The 17,414-nt window shown below is 55.2% G+C and carries 15 protein-coding genes; 13 read left to right on the top strand and 2 right to left on the bottom strand.

Going from position 1 to position 17,414, the window contains the following annotated elements:
• The first annotated feature begins 60 nt into the window (after positions 1–60).
• The gene (locus ACIP1U_RS04675) at positions 61–1,032 is read left to right on the top strand and encodes an aspartate carbamoyltransferase catalytic subunit (protein ID WP_029046106.1); all 972 of its coding nucleotides are present in this window, start codon (positions 61–63) and stop codon (positions 1,030–1,032) included.
• 75 nt (positions 1,033–1,107) lie between these two features.
• Here ACIP1U_RS04675 and ACIP1U_RS04670 read toward each other — a convergent pair whose 3' ends face one another.
• The gene (locus tag ACIP1U_RS04670; protein ID WP_400312826.1) at positions 1,108–2,166 is read right to left on the bottom strand and encodes an RNA-guided endonuclease InsQ/TnpB family protein; all 1,059 of its coding nucleotides are present in this window, start codon (positions 2,164–2,166) and stop codon (positions 1,108–1,110) included.
• A gap of 89 nt (positions 2,167–2,255) precedes the next feature.
• Between ACIP1U_RS04670 and ACIP1U_RS04665 the strand changes: the two genes are divergently transcribed.
• The gene (locus ACIP1U_RS04665) at positions 2,256–3,563 is read left to right on the top strand and encodes a dihydroorotase (protein ID WP_400312307.1); all 1,308 of its coding nucleotides are present in this window, start codon (positions 2,256–2,258) and stop codon (positions 3,561–3,563) included.
• Entirely contained in the window at positions 3,560–4,402 is an 843-nt protein-coding gene (locus ACIP1U_RS04660) for a lysophospholipid acyltransferase family protein (protein ID WP_400312305.1), read from the top strand. The genes ACIP1U_RS04665 and ACIP1U_RS04660 overlap by 4 nt, the downstream gene beginning before the upstream one ends.
• Positions 4,403–4,437: 35 nt before the next feature.
• Here the strand turns inward: ACIP1U_RS04660 and ACIP1U_RS04655 are convergent, their stop codons facing one another.
• Positions 4,438–5,286: a symmetrical bis(5'-nucleosyl)-tetraphosphatase gene (locus tag ACIP1U_RS04655; RefSeq protein WP_400312303.1), complete on the bottom strand. Its 849-nt coding sequence runs from the start codon at positions 5,284–5,286 to the stop codon at positions 4,438–4,440.
• A gap of 232 nt (positions 5,287–5,518) precedes the next feature.
• Between ACIP1U_RS04655 and rfbB the strand changes: the two genes are divergently transcribed.
• From rfbB to ACIP1U_RS04605, 10 genes are all read left to right on the top strand, one after another.
• Positions 5,519–6,583 (top strand): dTDP-glucose 4,6-dehydratase, encoded by a 1,065-nt coding sequence (gene rfbB, locus ACIP1U_RS04650; RefSeq protein WP_400312302.1) that lies wholly within the window; start codon positions 5,519–5,521, stop codon positions 6,581–6,583.
• Positions 6,573–7,487, top strand: a complete 915-nt coding sequence (gene rfbD, locus ACIP1U_RS04645) for a dTDP-4-dehydrorhamnose reductase (RefSeq protein WP_400312301.1) — start codon at positions 6,573–6,575, stop codon at positions 7,485–7,487. The genes rfbB and rfbD overlap by 11 nt, the downstream gene beginning before the upstream one ends.
• A gap of 10 nt (positions 7,488–7,497) precedes the next feature.
• Positions 7,498–8,376, top strand: a complete 879-nt coding sequence (rfbA, locus tag ACIP1U_RS04640; protein WP_400312299.1) for a glucose-1-phosphate thymidylyltransferase RfbA — start codon at positions 7,498–7,500, stop codon at positions 8,374–8,376.
• Entirely contained in the window at positions 8,373–8,924 is a 552-nt protein-coding gene (rfbC, locus tag ACIP1U_RS04635) for a dTDP-4-dehydrorhamnose 3,5-epimerase (protein WP_400312297.1), read from the top strand. Before rfbA ends, rfbC begins: the two co-directional genes overlap by 4 nt.
• Positions 8,925–9,109: 185 nt before the next feature.
• Complete coding sequence (locus ACIP1U_RS04630; protein WP_400312295.1) at positions 9,110–9,859, top strand: ABC transporter permease; 750 nt, start codon at positions 9,110–9,112, stop codon at positions 9,857–9,859.
• Entirely contained in the window at positions 9,849–11,075 is a 1,227-nt protein-coding gene (locus ACIP1U_RS04625; protein ID WP_400312293.1) for an ABC transporter ATP-binding protein, read from the top strand. Before ACIP1U_RS04630 ends, ACIP1U_RS04625 begins: the two co-directional genes overlap by 11 nt.
• On the top strand, positions 11,059–11,901 hold the full coding sequence (locus ACIP1U_RS04620) for a glycosyltransferase family 2 protein (RefSeq protein WP_400312291.1): 843 nt from the start codon (positions 11,059–11,061) through the stop codon (positions 11,899–11,901). The genes ACIP1U_RS04625 and ACIP1U_RS04620 overlap by 17 nt, the downstream gene beginning before the upstream one ends.
• 9 nt (positions 11,902–11,910) lie before the next feature.
• Complete coding sequence (locus ACIP1U_RS04615) at positions 11,911–15,150, top strand: glycosyltransferase (RefSeq protein WP_400312289.1); 3,240 nt, start codon at positions 11,911–11,913, stop codon at positions 15,148–15,150.
• A gap of 261 nt (positions 15,151–15,411) precedes the next feature.
• Entirely contained in the window at positions 15,412–16,164 is a 753-nt protein-coding gene (locus ACIP1U_RS04610) for a glycosyltransferase family 2 protein (protein ID WP_400312288.1), read from the top strand.
• A 39-nt stretch (positions 16,165–16,203) separates the two neighbouring features.
• Entirely contained in the window at positions 16,204–17,307 is a 1,104-nt protein-coding gene (locus ACIP1U_RS04605) for an MraY family glycosyltransferase (RefSeq protein WP_400312287.1), read from the top strand.
• Positions 17,308–17,414 lie beyond the last annotated feature (107 nt).

Below are 17,414 nucleotides of genomic sequence, written 5' to 3'. Positions count from 1 at the left end.
CGCGCCTGGCCCCTGCCACGAGACCAGACCACCCCGTTTTTTGCCCGCGCCCGACCTGCCATGACCAAGACGTTCCGCAACCCGCAGCTCACCAAGAACGGCGAACTGAAGCATTTGCTGTCGATCGAGGGGTTGTCGCGTGACATGATCACGCACATCCTCGATACCGCCAGCCAGTTCGTATCGCTGTCCGACTCAGACCGCGACGTCAAGAAGGTGCCGCTGCTGCGCGGCAAGAGCGTGTTCAACCTGTTCTTCGAGAACTCCACCCGCACCCGCACCACCTTCGAGATCGCGGCCAAGCGGCTGTCGGCGGACGTGCTCAACCTGAACATCAATGCGTCGTCGACCAGCAAGGGCGAGTCGCTGCTCGACACCATCAACAACCTGTCGGCCATGTCCGCCGACATGTTCGTGGTGCGTCACGCCAGTTCCGGCGCACCCTACCTGATCGCAGAGCACGTCGCGCCGCACGTGCATGTGATCAACGCCGGCGACGGCCGCCACGCGCACCCGACGCAGGGCCTGCTGGATATGTACACGATCCGGCACTTCAAGAAGGACTTCACCAACCTGACGGTAGCCATCGTCGGCGACATCCTGCACTCCCGCGTGGCGCGCTCGGATATCCATGCGCTGACCACGCTGGGCGTGCCCGAAGTGCGCGCCATCGGCCCGCGTACGCTGCTGCCGTCCGGGCTGGAGCAGATGGGCGTGCGGGTCTTCCACAACATGGAAGAGGGCCTCAAGGGTGTCGACGTGGTCATCATGCTGCGGCTGCAGAACGAGCGCATGAGCGGCGCGTTGCTGCCGTCAGCGCAGGAATACTTCAAGGCGTACGGCCTGACGCCGGAGCGCCTGGCGCTGGCCAGGCCTGACGCCATCGTGATGCACCCGGGCCCGATGAACCGCGGCGTGGAGATCGACTCCGCCGTGGCCGACGGCCCGCAGTCCGTGATCCTGAACCAGGTGACCTTCGGCATCGCTGTGCGAATGGCCGTGATGGGCATCGTGGCCGGAAATAACGACTGATGACGATGCCGTCGAGCCAGAACATACCGAGCACGCCAAGCGAACGACAAGCCAAGCTTTGACATCCTCTCCTCCCTAAAAACTAAAAAGGGAGGGGATTCCCTCTGCAGGCGATCGATGTCCCGATCGGGCAAGGATATTTAGCGCAGCGTTCACATCGCGATCATGTACAGCACCGCATTCACTGCATACCCACTGCCTTATTCCAAGGTCTGCGATACCTTTCGGCCTCTCCGGCGGCATCGCGTCGCACGAAGAACAAACCTGGGTGGTGAAACGTTCGTCGACTTCCTCGTACCACGCGCCATGCGCAATCGCCTTGTACGCGAGCATTGTGCGGAAGGACGACCAGCCCGCATCGAGGACGGACTTTGCCATGCTGGTCCTGGCGAGTCCGGCGGCATTCACATTACCCACCGCGATGTAGTCAAAGTCCCGCACGATGCGATGCGAGAGTTGGTGCAAAAAGTCACGCCGCGCATTCTTAATGCGTGCGTGGAGGTTCGTGGTCTGTCGTTTCTTGCGCGCACGCTGCGCTTTGGCAAGGACTTGCTCGAGTTGGCCAAGGTGGCGCGGATTCCCGATCTTCTCGCCGGTCGAGAGTGTTGCAAGGTCCTGCAGGCCCAGATCGATGCCGACGCCGCGGTCCGGGCAGCGGGCTTGAGTGTCGGCAACTTCAATCACGATGTTCAGGAACCAGTTGCCTCGCGCGTCGCGCGAGAAATTCGTGCCGTCCTTGATCTTGCCTTCGGGAGGAGGGCGGGAGTTGAAAACGCGAAACGTATTGCCAGCAAAGCGGAAGGCATCGCCCGAACGCTTGAGATCCCGCCCCTTGAGTGGCACCCACCCGAGGGACTTACGGCCGCGATAGCGCAAATAGGGCCGGCGATGCTGGCTACGCGACTTGGCGTACTGCTCACAAACCGCATTGACGGTACCCGAATGGATACCAAGTTCCTTGCTGCTGCCGCTCGTCAGCACATTCAGATCGAAGCCCGTAGGCCATTTTTTGCCCCATTTGAGCGCGTGCTTCTGCTTGTCATTGCAGAAGTTCCAGACGTAGTTCACTACGCGGCTCTGCTGATTGAGCAGGCCGTTCAGCGACTTCACCCGGTAGCGATAGACGAGAAGCATGCCGGTCATTCTAATTTGGGATTGCTTGCTGCTGGCAGCGCTCCTTTCCTTCCCCGCCCTGAAGGTCGGGGTTTCTCGGAGCAAATCTGATGAAGATTCACATCCAGGGCGGCCGCCTGATCGACCCGGCCAGCAACACCGATGCCGTGCAGGACCTCTACCTCGCCGCCGGCAAGATCGTCGGCGTCGGCAGCGCCCCGGCGGACTTCACCGCCAACAAGGTGATCGACGCCAAAGGGCTGATCGTGTGCCCCGGCCTGGTCGACCTGTCCGCGCGCCTGCGCGAGCCCGGCTACGAATACAAGGCCACCCTCGAATCCGAAGTCGCCGCGGCCGCGGCCGGCGGCGTCACCAGCCTGATCTGTCCACCCGACACCGACCCCGTGCTGGACGAGCCGGGTCTGGTCGAGATGCTCAAGTTCCGCGCCCGTACGCTGAACCAGACCCACGTCTACCCGCTGGGCGCGCTGACGCTGGGGCTGAAGGGCGAAGTGCTGACCGAAATGAACCAGCTGACCGAGGCTGGCTGCGTCGGCTTCAGCCAGGCCGAGGAGCCGGTGCGCAACACCCAGGTGCTGCTGCGCGCGCTGCAGTACGCGCAGACCTTCGGCTTTACGGTCTGGCTGCGCCCGGAAGATCCCTTCCTGGGCGGAGGTGTGGCCGCCAGCGGCGCGGTCGCATCGCGCCTCGGCCTGTCCGGCGTATCCGTAATCGCCGAGACCGTGCGCCTGCACACCATCTTCGAACTGATGCGCTCCACCGGCGCCCGCGTACACCTGTGCCGCCTGTCCTCCGCTGCCGGGCTGGAACTGGTGCGCCAGGCCAAGCGTGAAGGCCTGCCGGTCAGCTGCGATGTCAATATCCATCACGTCTCGCTGACCGACATGGATATCGGCTACTTCAACTCGCAGATGCGCTTCTCGCCGCCGCTGCGCAGCACCCGCGACCGCGACGCCATCGTCGCCGCGCTGGCCGACGGCACCATCGACGCCCTGTGCTCCGACCACACGCCGGTGGACGACGACGAGAAGCTGCTGCCCTTCGCCGAAGCCACTCCCGGCGCCACCGGCCTGGAACTGCTGCTGCCACTGACCCTGCGCTGGGCCGCCGAGCACAAGGTGCCGCTGGCGCAGGCGCTGGCCCGCATCACCTCCGAGCCCGCGCGCGTGAGCGGCCTGAAGGCCGGCACGCTGGCCGCCGGCGTCGCAGCGGACGTCTGCGTGTTCGATCCGAAGCAAGTGTGGAAGGTCGATCGCCGCTCGATCAAGAGCCAGGGCAAGAACACGCCGTGGCTCGGCTACGAGATGGAAGGCAAGGTGCGGATGACGCTGGTCGGCGGCCAGATCGTCTATGGCAACGGCAGCGGCAGCGGTAACGGCAACCACGCCAACGCATGATCTGGCTGCGTAAGACCGCGCTGGTACTGCACCTGCTGCGTGGCCTGCTGACCTGCGCGGTGCTGTTCCCGTGGCTGGGCGCGCGTTCGCGCGCCTGGCACATCCGGCGCTGGTCGCGGCGTCTGTTGCGCATCTGCGGGGTGGAGGTCGAAGTCGTCGACGTCCGCGGCGCGGCCCCGCACGGTGCCGCGCGCCAGGGTGCGCTGGTTGTGTCCAACCATATCTCGTGGCTGGACATCTATGTGATCCATAGCTGGCAGCCGGTACGGTTCGTTGCCAAGTCCGAGATCCGCGCCTGGCCGCTGATCGGCTGGCTGTGCGACAAGACCGGCACCATCTTCATCGAACGCGCGCGCAAGCGCGACGCCCACCGGGTCCTGCACGACATCACAGACGTCATGCTCCAGGGCGACCTCGTCGGCGTGTTCCCCGAGGGCACCACCACCGACGGCACCGGGGTACTGCCGTTTCACGCCAACCTGATGCAGGCGCCGATCTCCGGCGGCCTGCCGGTGCAGCCGGTCGGACTGAACTACCTGGACGCGGCCACCGGCCAGCCGACGCTGGCCGCCGCCTATATCGACGACACCACGCTGCTGCAGTCGCTGAACGCCGTCCTGCGCGCCCCGCGCATCAGGGCGCGAGTGGTCGTCGGCCCGCCGCTGGCCCCGCTGGCTTCGGTGTCCGCCGACCGCCGCGAGCTGGCAAGCGCCGCCCGCGAGGTTGTGCAGCATCTCGCGCAGGGTGCCGGTGACGAGGCAGTGGCAACGGCCGAGCGGCTGAATCAGCCGGCCAAGCCTGCCGCCGAACCCGCGGTAGCCCCCGCTGCCATCAGCTGACGCGATTGTCCTCCCCGCCAACGCGGGATTGCGCCTCAGGCCAGCGGATCACAATATTGCGGGCAATCGACCTGGACCACGGTCCGCTCGGCCGGATCCGCCGCCATGCGCGCCGCCGTCAACTTGCCGCCCCAGACGCAGCCGGTGTCCAACGCCATCAGGTCCGGCCGCATCACCAGGCCCAGCGTCGACCAGTGCCCGCATACCACGGTCACATCCCCGGTGCGCCGTCCCGGCACATCGAACCACGGCATAAAGCCGTCCGGCGCCTTGCCGAGCCCTTCCTTGGTCTTGAAGTCCATCACGCCATCGACGGTGCAATAGCGCAGTCGGGTAAGGGCATTGACCACCACGCGATGCCGTTCGATGCCACGCAGGCCGTCGTGCCAGCGGTCGGGGGTATTGCCAAAGATGTCGGCGAGGAAGCCTTGCCAGTTGGGGCCTTGGAGTTGGGCTTCGACTTCCTGGGCTAGGTCGATGACCTGGGTGGCGGTCCATTGAGGGAGGACGCCGGCGTGGACCAGGAGGAAGTTGTTTTCGAGCAGGGCCAGGGGGCGGTGGCGCAGCCAGGTGAGCAAGTCCTCACAATCGGGGGCGGCAAGAATATCATCCAGGGTGTCGGACTTGCCTTTCTTGCGGACGCCGGAGGCTACGGCGAGCAGATGAATGTCGTGGTTGCCGAGGACGGTTTCGGCCCGGGGTGCCATGGCATGGACGGTGCGTAGAGTTTGGAGGGACGCCGGGCCGCGGTTGACGAGATCGCCGACAAAGCGAAGCGTGGGTTGCTCGCCGAGCTTGGGGAGTAGGGTGGACAAGGATGGTGCGCAGCCCTGGAGATCGCTGATGGCGAAATGTGGCGTAAAGGATACATCGAGTCTGGTCATTGAATGATCTGAGCAATTATTTCGCTTCTATTTGTAGTTTTGTGACCGATATACCGTGGCTCGGTTACATGAGGCTACAAAAAGAGGGAGGCAGCACGTAAGTTGGTGCATTCAGTCAGATAGAATACCGCCACTTCTGCAGGCACTTAACGCCCCGCCGTCCAGGAAGAGGACAAGGTGGGCGCTCGGCTTTTGTCGGGTCATCGAAACATATCGACGCAAGGAGCAAGTTTTGTCCCATATTTTGGTCACTGGGGGCGCCGGGTTCATTGGCGCCAATTTCGTTCTGGCATGGCTGGGCGACAAATCGGCGGATGGGGTCGTCAACGTCGACAAGCTCACCTATGCGGGCAATCGGAAGACGCTGGCGTCGGTCGAGGATGATCCGAGGCACGTATTCTCGCAGACGGATATTTGTGACCGTGATGCACTGGACAAGCTCTTTGCTACCCACAAACCGCGTGCAGTTGTGCATTTCGCCGCCGAAAGCCACGTGGATCGATCCATCCATGGGCCGGCTGAATTCATTCAGACGAATATCGTAGGCACCTTTACGCTGCTGGAAGCAGCGCGTGCCTATTGGGGCGGGCTCGAAGAACCTGCCAAATCAGCTTTCCGCTTCCTGCACGTGTCCACGGATGAAGTGTTCGGTTCGCTCAGTGAGACCGATCCGCAGTTCTCCGAGACAACACCATATGCGCCAAACAGTCCATATTCGGCGTCGAAGGCAGCATCCGACCATCTGGTCCGGGCATATCACCATACCTATGGCCTGCCGGTACTGACGACGAACTGCTCAAACAACTACGGCCCGTATCATTTCCCTGAGAAGCTGATCCCGCTGGTCATTGCCAATGCCCTGGCTGGCAAGCCGCTGCCGATTTATGGTGATGGGCAGAACGTGCGTGACTGGCTATACGTGCGCGATCATTGCTCAGCCATCAGGGAAGTGCTGGCGCGGGGCCAGCTCGGCGAGACCTACAACGTTGGTGGCTGGAACGAGAAGACCAACCTCGACGTTGTACACACCCTATGCGACCTGCTTGACGAATTGCGCCCCAAGGCGGCGGGCTCCTACCGCGACCAGATTACGTTCGTGAAAGATCGTCCTGGCCACGACCGCCGCTACGCCATCGATGCGCGCAAGCTGGAGCGCGAGTTGGGCTGGAAACCGGCGGAGACGTTTGAGTCCGGCCTGCGCAAGACGGTTCAATGGTACCTGGACAACCAGGCATGGGTGCAGGACGTGATGTCCGGGGAGTATCGGAACTGGGTGGAAAAGCAATATGCCGCGTAGTGCAGGCGTTCCCACTCTCCTCGTAACCGGTAGCAACGGCCAGGTCGGCTTCGAGTTGCGCCGCAGCCTGGCACCGCTTGGGCGGGTGGTCGCGCTGGATCGCGCCGGCTGCGACCTGTCGCGCCCGGACGAGATCCGCCGGGTGGTGCGCGAACACCGCCCCGATGTGATCGTCAACCCGGCTGCCTACACCGCTGTGGACAAGGCCGAGACCGAAACTGAACTGGCATTCGCGATCAATGGCACCGCCGCCGGCGTCCTGGCCGAAGAAGCGAAGGTGCTCGGCAGTCTGTTAGTCCATTACTCCACCGACTATGTCTTCGACGGCAGCAAGGACGGCGCCTACGTCGAAACCGACCCTGTCAATCCGCAATCGGTGTACGGCAAGAGCAAGCTTGCCGGCGAGCAGGCTATTGCCGCGGCCGGCGGTTCGGCATTGGTTCTGCGGACGTGCTGGGTGGCTGGGGCCCATGGCGGCAACTTTGCCAAGACAATGCTCAGGCTCGGCCGTGAGCGCGATAGCCTGCGCGTGATCGCCGACCAGTTTGGTGCCCCTACCACGGCCTCGCTGATCGCTGACGTGTCCGCGCAGATCGTGGCGCGGCACTGGCTCCACGGTGACCGCCGCACCTTCGCCTCAGGCGTCTACCACTTGGCTGCCGCCGGCGAGACAACCTGGCACGCCTACGCTACCGAAGTTCTGCACTACGCCACGGCCCAAGGCATCGAGCTGAAGGTAGACCCGTCCCGCATCGAAGCCATTCCTGCCACGGCGTATCCACTGCCTGCCCCGCGCCCGGCCAATTCGCGCCTGGACACTGGCAAGCTGCGCCAGACCTTCGGCATCCATCTTCCAGATTGGCAGCAAGGTGTGCACCACCTGCTGGACCAGATCTTTTCCTGAGTGAGTCGCTATGCGCAAGGGCATCATCCTGGCCGGAGGCTCCGGCACCCGGCTCTATCCGATCACGCGATCGGTCTCCAAGCAATTGCTGCCGGTGTATGACAAGCCGATGATCTACTATCCGCTGTCGACGCTGATGCTGGCGGGGATTCGGGACATTCTGATCATCTCGACTCCGGAAGATACGCCGCGCTTTGTTGATATGCTCGGCGATGGCAGCAAGTGGGGTATCAACTTGCAGTATGCGGTGCAGCCATCACCGGATGGACTGGCGCAGGCCTTTATCATCGGACGGGATTTTATCGGTCGAGATCCATCCACGCTGATTCTCGGAGATAACATCTTTCATGGCCACGATTTGGTGAATCAATTGACTCGCTCGGCACAGCAGCCGGACGGTGCGACCGTGTTCGCATATCATGTGCATGATCCTGAGCGCTATGGTGTGGTTGAGTTCGACGAGAATTTTCGGGCGCTGTCGCTTGAAGAAAAGCCGCTAAAGCCGCGATCCCATTATGCGGTGACCGGCCTCTATTTTTACGATAATCAGGTTTGCGATATTGCAGCCAATATCGAGCCATCGGCGCGTGGTGAGCTCGAAATTACCGATGTCAATAAGCGTTACCTGGAGGCTGCACAACTTGATGTGGAAATCATGGGGCGCGGGTATGCATGGCTAGATACGGGAACTCATGACTCCTTGCTGGAGGCTGCGAGTTTTATCGCTACACTGCAAAATCGCCAAGGTCTTATGGTGGCTTGTCCTGAAGAGATAGCCTATCGAAGTAGGTGGATCAGTGCTGAGCAGGTAGCTAAGTTGGCGGCACCTCTCTGCAAGAGCGGATACGGAAAATATCTGCAGCAAATTATAGCGGATCACGTTAAATGAATCTCACCGTTACAGCAACAACGCTTCCCGACGTATTGATCCTTGAGCCCAAAGTGTTCGGGGACGAGCGAGGTTTCTTCATGGAGAGTTTTAATGCCAGCGCATTCGAGGAAGCGACGGGGGTAAAGCGGATATTTGTTCAGGACAACCACTCACGTTCAGTGCGTGGAGTTCTGCGAGGACTTCACTTCCAGATTCAGCATCCGCAGGGGAAGCTTGTCAGGGTCGTGACTGGCGAGGTATTTGATGTCGCGGTGGATCTGCGTCGTAGCTCTCCAAATTTTGGGAAATGGGTGGGTGTTCATTTGTCTGCGGAAAACAAGAGACAGTTATGGATTCCCGAGGGTTTTGCGCATGGTTTCGTTGTTGTGTCGGACCATGCGGAGTTTCTGTATAAAACCACCGACTATTGGTATAAGGAGCATGAGAGGTCACTGTCTTGGCAGGATCCCGTGCTAAATATTAAGTGGCCGAATTTGCCAGAGTTGCTGCTGTCTGAAAAAGATCGAAATGCTCCTGCATTAGCGGATGCTGAGATTTTTCCGTAATCCGGTCACCTTCGGAGTCCATCGTTTTGTACCGGTGACGTCGCGTGGATGGTTAAGAAGTGGCTCGCAAGAAATGAGTCGCGCTACCTTATAGTTTAAATATTATGTCTCATTCCAGCCAATTTTCACTTTCGCCTTATTCCATGCTGTCTGTAGTATGGCGACAGCGAAATCTAATTTGGCAGATGACAAAGCGTGAAGTCATTGGGCGGTATCAGGGGTCGGTAATGGGAGTGTTGTGGTCATTCCTGAACCCATTGTGTATGTTGCTCGTATACACGTTTGTTTTTAGCATTGTTTTTCAGTCGCATTGGGGGAAGGAATCGGCTGGCAACAAGGGTTCCTTTGCCCTGATATTGTTTTCGGGATTGATTACATTTTCTGTTTTTTCAGAAGCGATAAGTCGAGCGCCAGGTCTAGTGACGTCAAATGTGAATTATGTGAAAAAGGTTGTTTTTCCTTTGGAAATTCTGCCGATAGTGTCGCTCGCGTCGGTTATTTTTCACGTGGCGATTAGCTTTGCAATATTATTATTCGCCTTTCTTGTAATTGAGGGGGTGCCGCCTCCAACAGTTATACTGTTCCCAGTAATTCTGGTGCCGCTTATTTTTTTTGTGCTCGGCGTGTCATGGGTATTGGCATCAATTGGGGTCTATCTTCGCGATGTTCAGCAAACGATGACCCTGTTGGTGACCGTCACAATGTTCATGACGCCGATATTTTATCCGTTAGAGGCGTTGCCTGTGCGATTCCGTCACTATTTGGAATACAACCCAATGGCCTACTTTGTAGAAGAAGCGCGGCGGGTCCTAGTGTTCGGGCTGCAGCCGCATTGGTCAGCATTTGTATTGGCGTTAATGCTGAGCTTCGGAGTTGCATACATCGGCTACGTTTGGTTCCAAAAGACCCGGTCTGGATTTTCAGATGTCCTATAAAGATAAAGCGGAATCCGCAATTGCCATTTCGGTAAAAAATATAAGTAAGGCCTTCGATGTTTATGAAAAACCTTATCACAGATTAATGCAATTCTTTTCGCCTCGTCCGCAAACTTGGTCGAGGCAGTTTTGGGCACTTCATGATGTTTCTTTTGAGGTCAAGAAAGGCGAGACCGTTGGAATTATTGGACGCAACGGGGCAGGAAAGTCCACGTTGTTGCAGATTATAACGAGGACACTTTCTCCAACCAGTGGTGAGATTGCGGTGAATGGCCGTGTCGCGGCGTTATTGGAGCTTGGCGCTGGATTTAATATGGAGTTCACTGGGCGCGAGAATGTGTTTATGAATGGCATGCTTCTCGGTATGAGTAAGGAGGAGCTGGCGGATAAATATGATGAAATTGTCGCATTCTCGGGGATTGGGCATTTTGTTGATCAGCCGGTAAAAACCTATTCTAGCGGGATGTTTGCGCGCCTCGCATTTTCTGTTGCGGTATATTCCGAGCCAAGTGTTCTCATTGTTGATGAGGCCTTAAGCGTTGGTGATTCTGCGTTTCAAGAGAAATCCGTGACGCGGATGAAGGAAATCAGAGACTCAGGCACATCGATTCTTTTTGTTACACATTCGCTTCCGATTGTACGAAATTTCTGTGACAGAGCTGTGTGGTTGGAAAAGGGATCGGTAAAGGCAGTTGGCGAGCGACTCTCAATATGTGAACAATATCAGATTACCGTTGATGAGGAAGTAAGGCGAGATAAAGTCTCTAGCAACCCTTCAACACGATCTGAAAAAAAACCAGATTGCGTTCTAGATAAGAAAATACAAGTTGTAAAAGTCGCTACGGATCAGGTGCGCTATCCCATGGGGGGTGATATCGGTATAGAAATTTCCCTTCAATTCATGACTGAGCCTCCGCCCTACGGCGTCGGTGTTCTTATTCATGACGTTCGGGGAAATTTGGTGGCAGTCCTGAATACCTTGCGAGATGATCTTGTGCTGACAGAGCGTCATGATATGGTTAGTCTCGAAATCAGGAACAATCATTTCAGTCCAGGGGAATACGCCATTACGGTCGCTATCTCCGACGCTGATGCTATGTTCCCCTATGATCGGGTGGATCATGTCTGTCAATTTTTTGTTGCTGGTGAATACTCACAACGAGGGTTGCCAACAGTAGAGGGTTATGTAAGGTGTGTGCATGAGTGGTCCTACTGATTGGGCGCTGGATGACGACGAGGAACTGCTGATAAAGCGATCTTTCGCGAATCGGGCAGTAAGATCCCCTCTGGTCGCCTTGACGCGGGTTCGTAATGAAGCTGCGATACTTCTTGATACCCTTGATCATGTTGCAGAGTTTGCGGACGAAATTATTGTCTATGATGATGCGAGCCATGATGGAACATTCGATATTGCCTGGGCGCATCCTAGCGTTGCCGGTGTAGTAAGAAACCGTAGATGGCGAGACAGTATGGAGGAGCGGCTTCTGTCTGAGACCCGCCATCGCGGACTTCTTCTAAATATCGCGAAGCAGCATTTCGCAGCGCGCTGGTTTTTTTGTTTTGACGCTGACGAGCGTTACATAGGGGATATTAGGAATTTTGTGCGATCGTCATGGGCGGATCGATTGGCAGCTGTTCGAGTTCGGCTATTTGATGCCTACATCACTGAAACCGATTCGGCGCCGTATGTGGAAGGACATTCGCTACTGAATTTTCGGAAGTATTTTGGTCCTGAGTACCGAGATATTCGGATGTTATGGAAAGATAATGGGACTGATCGCTATTCCGGTCTGGATGCACGTGAGCCGATTGTGGATGGAGATGAGGAGGTGCTGTTCTATTGCCAGCACTATGGAAAAAGTCTCTCCATCGAGCAGTGGGATGCAACTTGTGAATATTATGTGAAGTACTTTCCATATGAGCCATATGGAAAAAAATGGGCAGCAAGGAAAGGAAAGGCTGTTCACATACGATCGGACTTCGGCGCCTCGCTGTACCCATGGGGTGGGGAGCTCTTTGGACGTGCCATACCAGTCACTTGAAGCGGGTCGATGGATTTTATGAATATTAAGACGGCTGTTATTTCAAACTCTAGGCTAGTTGAGCTTGCCGGTTCTGAAATCTCTACAATGGAGATTGCCGAAGTTCTTACAGAACTCGGTGTGTCCGTTACGATTGCTGCTTTTGAGATATCCGAGTCATACCGCCTGGAGCTTGCGCGCCGTGGTTACTATTATATAGATCTTTCAGAGCCAACAGAGCTCAAACCAACGTACTTCGATTTAGCCTGGCTTCATCACACAACAACTTACTATTCTTTATTCTCTCTCTCCATTCAGGCGGGGCGAGTAATATTTTCATCGCTATCGTATTTCGAGCCTATCGAGTCACCACCGCTCGAAGTCTTTCCGGTTGATGCTTTTTTAGTGAACTCCGAAGAAGGGCTCGAAAAATTTGAGCAACTCTACGAGGAATATGCTCGACGGTGCCGGGTCTTCTCAAATGCCGCTCCCGCAGAATATTGGGATGCATTTGTTGAAAATAATGATAAGACGCTACGTAGCGTTGCCGTAATATCGAATCACGTTGCTCCGGAGGTAAGCCATCTCGGCGAAATTCTCGCGGCTGAAGGGGTGGCTGTGTCTTTTTACGGAATCGAAAGCCGCCCTCGTAAAATTACTGCGGATGTGCTTAAAGAGTACGACGCCGTTATTACAATTGGAAAGACCGTGCAGTATTGTCTTGCTGCAGGAATACCAGTGTTCTGTTACGACCGATTCGCGGGACCAGGTTGGATTACATTAGAAAATTTCGAGGCGGCACGCAAAGCAAATTTTTCTGGACGTTCGCACCCTAGTAAGCGACCTGCTGGTCTCCTCTATACGGAGTTTCTGAAGGGCTTCGATAATGCTATCGCGCAGAGGTGTCAATTGCGTGATATTGGAAAGCAATATTTCGTCCTTCGTGAGAATCTAATCACTCTTCTTACTGAGTTGGAACGAACAGATCGAAATCAGCGCCCGTGGCCAACCTTGAGCGCTACTACTTTAAATTTGATTCGCAGGCATAACGATATTATCCTTCGCAATCGTTCCATTTCTGCGAATGCGGAATTTAGGGCCAATATTGCTGATCAGAAGGTTGCGCAGCTGAGAAGTAGGAGTGACCAGCTTGTCGCCGAAAATGAATCACTCTTTGCTGAAAAGAAGACGCTCCAAGATAGGCTGATCCAGGTTCAGGATCAATTACAGCAGAGTCAAGATCGATTGAAGGGCGAGCATCAAAGAATTGAGGCAATATATCGCTCTACATCGTGGCAGCTAACATATCCAATTCGTATGGCAAAGACAGGAATCACCTCTAGCATTGAAGCAGTTCGAATCAAGGCTGCTTGGGTGATGTTTCTATTCTCGAAAGGAATAAGCGTGGCGAGACACGAGGGAATACGCCCATTCTTTCGCAAGAGCACTGGTTATCTGTCTAGTGTGATCAGAAATAGAGCGGCAAGAGTTAAGCGGCGGGGTGGCTCTTTCGATTTTGAACGAGATGCACGTGCACCACTGGTTTCCTTTGTAATTCCGATCTATGACCGCACAGATGTACTGCGGGAAGCGATTCAGTCCGCGCTTGGACAAACTATGCCTAATGTCGAGGTTATTTTGATAACCGACGGATCGCCGCAGGCAACACTAAATGTAGTGAGCGAATTTTCTGCAGATCGTCGAGTGAGAATTTTTCATTTTCCGGTGAGCTCAGGTAATGCCGTACGAGGCCGTAACAAGGGAATTTTAGAGGCACGCGGAAAGTACATCGCTTTCTTGGATAGTGATGATGTTGCGAAGCCAGATCGACTGGAGAAATCCCTCCCCCTTTTGGAGTCGGGTGCGGCGGACGTTGTCTACGGCGGATGGCAAGCTAAGCTTGACGGTAGCCGTCTGATCGATGGCATCAAAGACCGCCAGATAGTGTTCAGCCCGGATGCCGATTTAGCTCTTCTCAAGAAGCATTGTGTTCCTTGTCAAAGCACGGTATTGGTTCGGCGTGAACTGCTTATTAAAGCTGGTTTTTTGAAGCCGCAAATGGAGTATCGTGAAGATCACGAACTATGGGCGCGGATTGCCTATTTTGGCGGAGTTTTTAGATCGATCACTCAGGTTCTGGTGGACTTGCGTTTGCACTCGGGGAATAATGAGTTGAATTTTAAGGGTAATGATGAGCGTTGGTTGGCTATGCTCGAAGGTGAGTATGAGCGGCAGGGACCTCTACCCAAGAAAATCATGTTTATTTTGCCGGGCGTGGGAATCTCAGGAGGGGTTGCGGTTGTATTAAAGCACGCATCGATGCTAATGAAGGCTGGTCATGACGTTACGATTATTAATGTCGGATTGGCCGGAGATGCAACCTGGTATCCCGGAAACATTGCGCCCATTGTTAATGTAAATGATCCGAGGGATTATATCTTCCGATCGATCGATATTCTGATTGCGACGGGTTGGCAGACTGTAGAGTGGCTCGATCATTTTGAGGCGATACGTAAGCTCTATTTTGTTCAATCGGATGAGCGTCGTTTCCATGACGATCCATCTCTCAAAATGAAAATTGGGAATACTTATGGGTTGAAGTGCGAGTATTTCACCGAGGCTCGCTGGATACAGCGAATGCTTCGCGACGAATTTGGGAATGAATCAGCATATGTTCCCAATGGCTTGGATTCATTATCATTTTATCCGGATGCCCCTCTTGAACCTAAAAGTTCTCGGCGACCTAGGGTTTTGATTGAGGGGCCAATCGCAATCCCATTTAAGGGGATGGCGGATGCATACGCTGCCGTTGCGCCACTTGATTGTGAATTGTGGATTGTAAGTAGCGCAGGTAAGCCAGAGCCTCATTGGCGGTATGATCGCTTTTTCGAGGCCGTACAAATGAGTGATATGCGCAAAATCTATTCATCTTGTGACATTTTTCTCAAGATGAGTAGGGTTGAGGGGTTTTTTGGCCCACCAATGGAAGCGATGGCCTGTGGATGCGCAGTTGTCGTGGGCGAGGTCACTGGTTGGGATGAGTACATAGTCAGCGAAGAGAATGCACTAGTTGTCCCGCAAGGCGATGTGGCGGGTGCCCGGGCAGCGATTCAGCGCCTTATTGAAGATCCAGCGCTGCGAGGCCGACTTATCTCAGCCGGTACAGCTACTGCAAAGGAATGGACTTGGGAACGATCGGGGCATGCGATGCTCTCGGTAGTAAACGAGACGGCGATCAGCGAATCGGAAATCGAGAGCCTGGCTGCATAGGAATGGGGTCTCTACGAATCGGTAGCCTGGCGATCTAAAGCTCGGCGCCGATTCTGTATCTTTCAGAGTGTGCGCGATGTTAGGCATCTCTTGAGACCACGAACTCCCAACAAGGCTTCGAAGGTATACAGTTCATCGTTCACGTATTGGATTCTATAGAGAGCCAAAATCGTTATCGCTTTACGCTGGATCGTGGATCCTCGTTGCGAGAATGAGTTGGATCGTCATTAAGATGGAATGGACGCAGATAGGAAGGCATTCGTGCTTACGGTATCCATAGTAAGTCACGACCAAACCGAGCTTATGAAGCCGTTGCTAGAACAGTTGGCCGTGGCGGCACAGAGCATACCTTTGCGTGTTGTTGTGACGGAAAATCTGCTTACTCGGAGAAGTGAGAAATTGGTAGTGCCAGGTTTGGATATGACTTATATTCTGAATCGGACTCCAAAGGGATTCGGTGAGAATCACAATGCTGCATTCGCTTACTGTGATACACCTTTTTATTGTATTTTAAATCCCGATATAAGATTGATTGGCAATCCATTTCATGTGTTATTGGACTGCTTGAAGATGATGCCGGGGATCGCTGCACCCCGCGTAGTTGGTGAATCTGGATTGATTGAGGACAGCGCACGCAGGGTACCGAGTGTGAGTCGCTTGTTCAAGCGATTAGGCAGGCGGATGATAGGCCATCCTAATCGCTCAGATTATTATGGTGATGACACGGTCCTCGTTGATTGGCTGGCTGGTATGTTCCTTGTTTTTGACAGCGATGTATTTCGCCAGCTAGGTGGATTTGACAGTCATTATTATATGTACTGTGAAGATGTTGATATATGCCTGAGAACGTGGCTCGGTGGTAGAACGGTTTCCTGGGTAAATGAGGTAAGCGCGCGGCATGAGGCGAGACGTGATAGTCATCGCAAACTGCGCTACCTGAAGTGGCACTTGGCAAGTCTATCGCGGCTTCTTACGTCGCGAGCTTATTGGCAGTTTATTGATACGAAGACTTGATAGATGCAGTCGGCAATGTATTACTGAACGCGAGCATCCATGTTTAATTTTTTCTGGGTTCCAGCCTTTGCCTTTCTCGTGTCGGCACTGGGCATTCTGCTCTTGCGCCCAGTGGCAATGGTTGGTGGCTTGCTGGACCGCCCGGACAACCGAAAGCGTCACCACGGCGTCGTACCGCTTGTTGGGGGAATAGCAGTCACGCTTGCAGTGTGGGCCGGTTGCCTGCTTTTCATGCGTAACCAAGGATACTACGTTGCCTTGCTTGGCGGGTTAACCTTGCTTGCCTTCGTCGGGCTGATTGATGACCTGCAAGGCATGTCGCCAGTGGCTAAGCTCGCGGCACAACTGTTTGCTGCCATACTGATGACATCATGGGGCGGGGTTTATTTAACTTCGTTAGGCGATATTTTTGGCAGGCGTGAAATTGAGCTAGCGAACTGGGCCATCCCACTCACACTATTTGCCGTAGTTTCAGTTATCAATGCGATGAATATGAGTGATGGTCTGGACGGTTTGGCGGGTGGCCTGTCGTTCATCGTATTCGGCTGGTACAGCTATCTTGCCGGAGAGCTAGGAAACATGGCGGCTCAGCGCGTATGTGTAATTTTCTGCGGCGCAATTCTGGGCTTTCTGCTCTTCAACATGCGTAATCCTTTCCGAGGACGCATGCGGGTCTTTCTCGGTGACGCCGGCAGTCTGATGCTCGGATACGGCATCGTATGGTTCGCGGTGGAATTATCGCAGGAGCCATTCAACAATGGTCGACATGTGCCGCCGGTTGTGATGCTCTGGGTACTCGGCTTCGTGTTGATTGACCTGCTGGTTGTTGTGATTCGACGTGCAATGAAGCGCCGCAATCCCTTGGCGGCCGACCGGACTCACTTGCATCATGTGCTATTGCGCCTGGGGCTAAGTCCGGATGCAATTGTCTGGACGATTCTCGTAAGCAACGCGCTGCTAGGGTTTGTCGGAGTCTACGGCTGGAAGCAAGGTGTCTCGGAGCAGGTATTGTTTCTTGCGTTCCTGGGAGTTACTGCGGTTCACTTGTTGCTAATGCGCAATGCTTGGCGCTGCCTTCGCGTAGGACGACGCATCATAGTCCGTGGAAAGCGGGGTTTCAATGCGACCCAAAGCAAAGAATAAATTTGCGCCTGTCGTTCGGGCCGGCCTGTCAACTGTAAGACTTGGTTGTGTACTATGACTCGATTACTGAACCAATGAGTTGGGTCAGTTGGGGTTATGGTCTTGGG

The organism is Cupriavidus sp. NPDC089707, assembly GCF_044748965.1.
Lineage (GTDB): Bacteria > Pseudomonadota > Gammaproteobacteria > Burkholderiales > Burkholderiaceae > Cupriavidus.
This window is presented reverse-complemented; position numbering and strand designations above follow the sequence as displayed.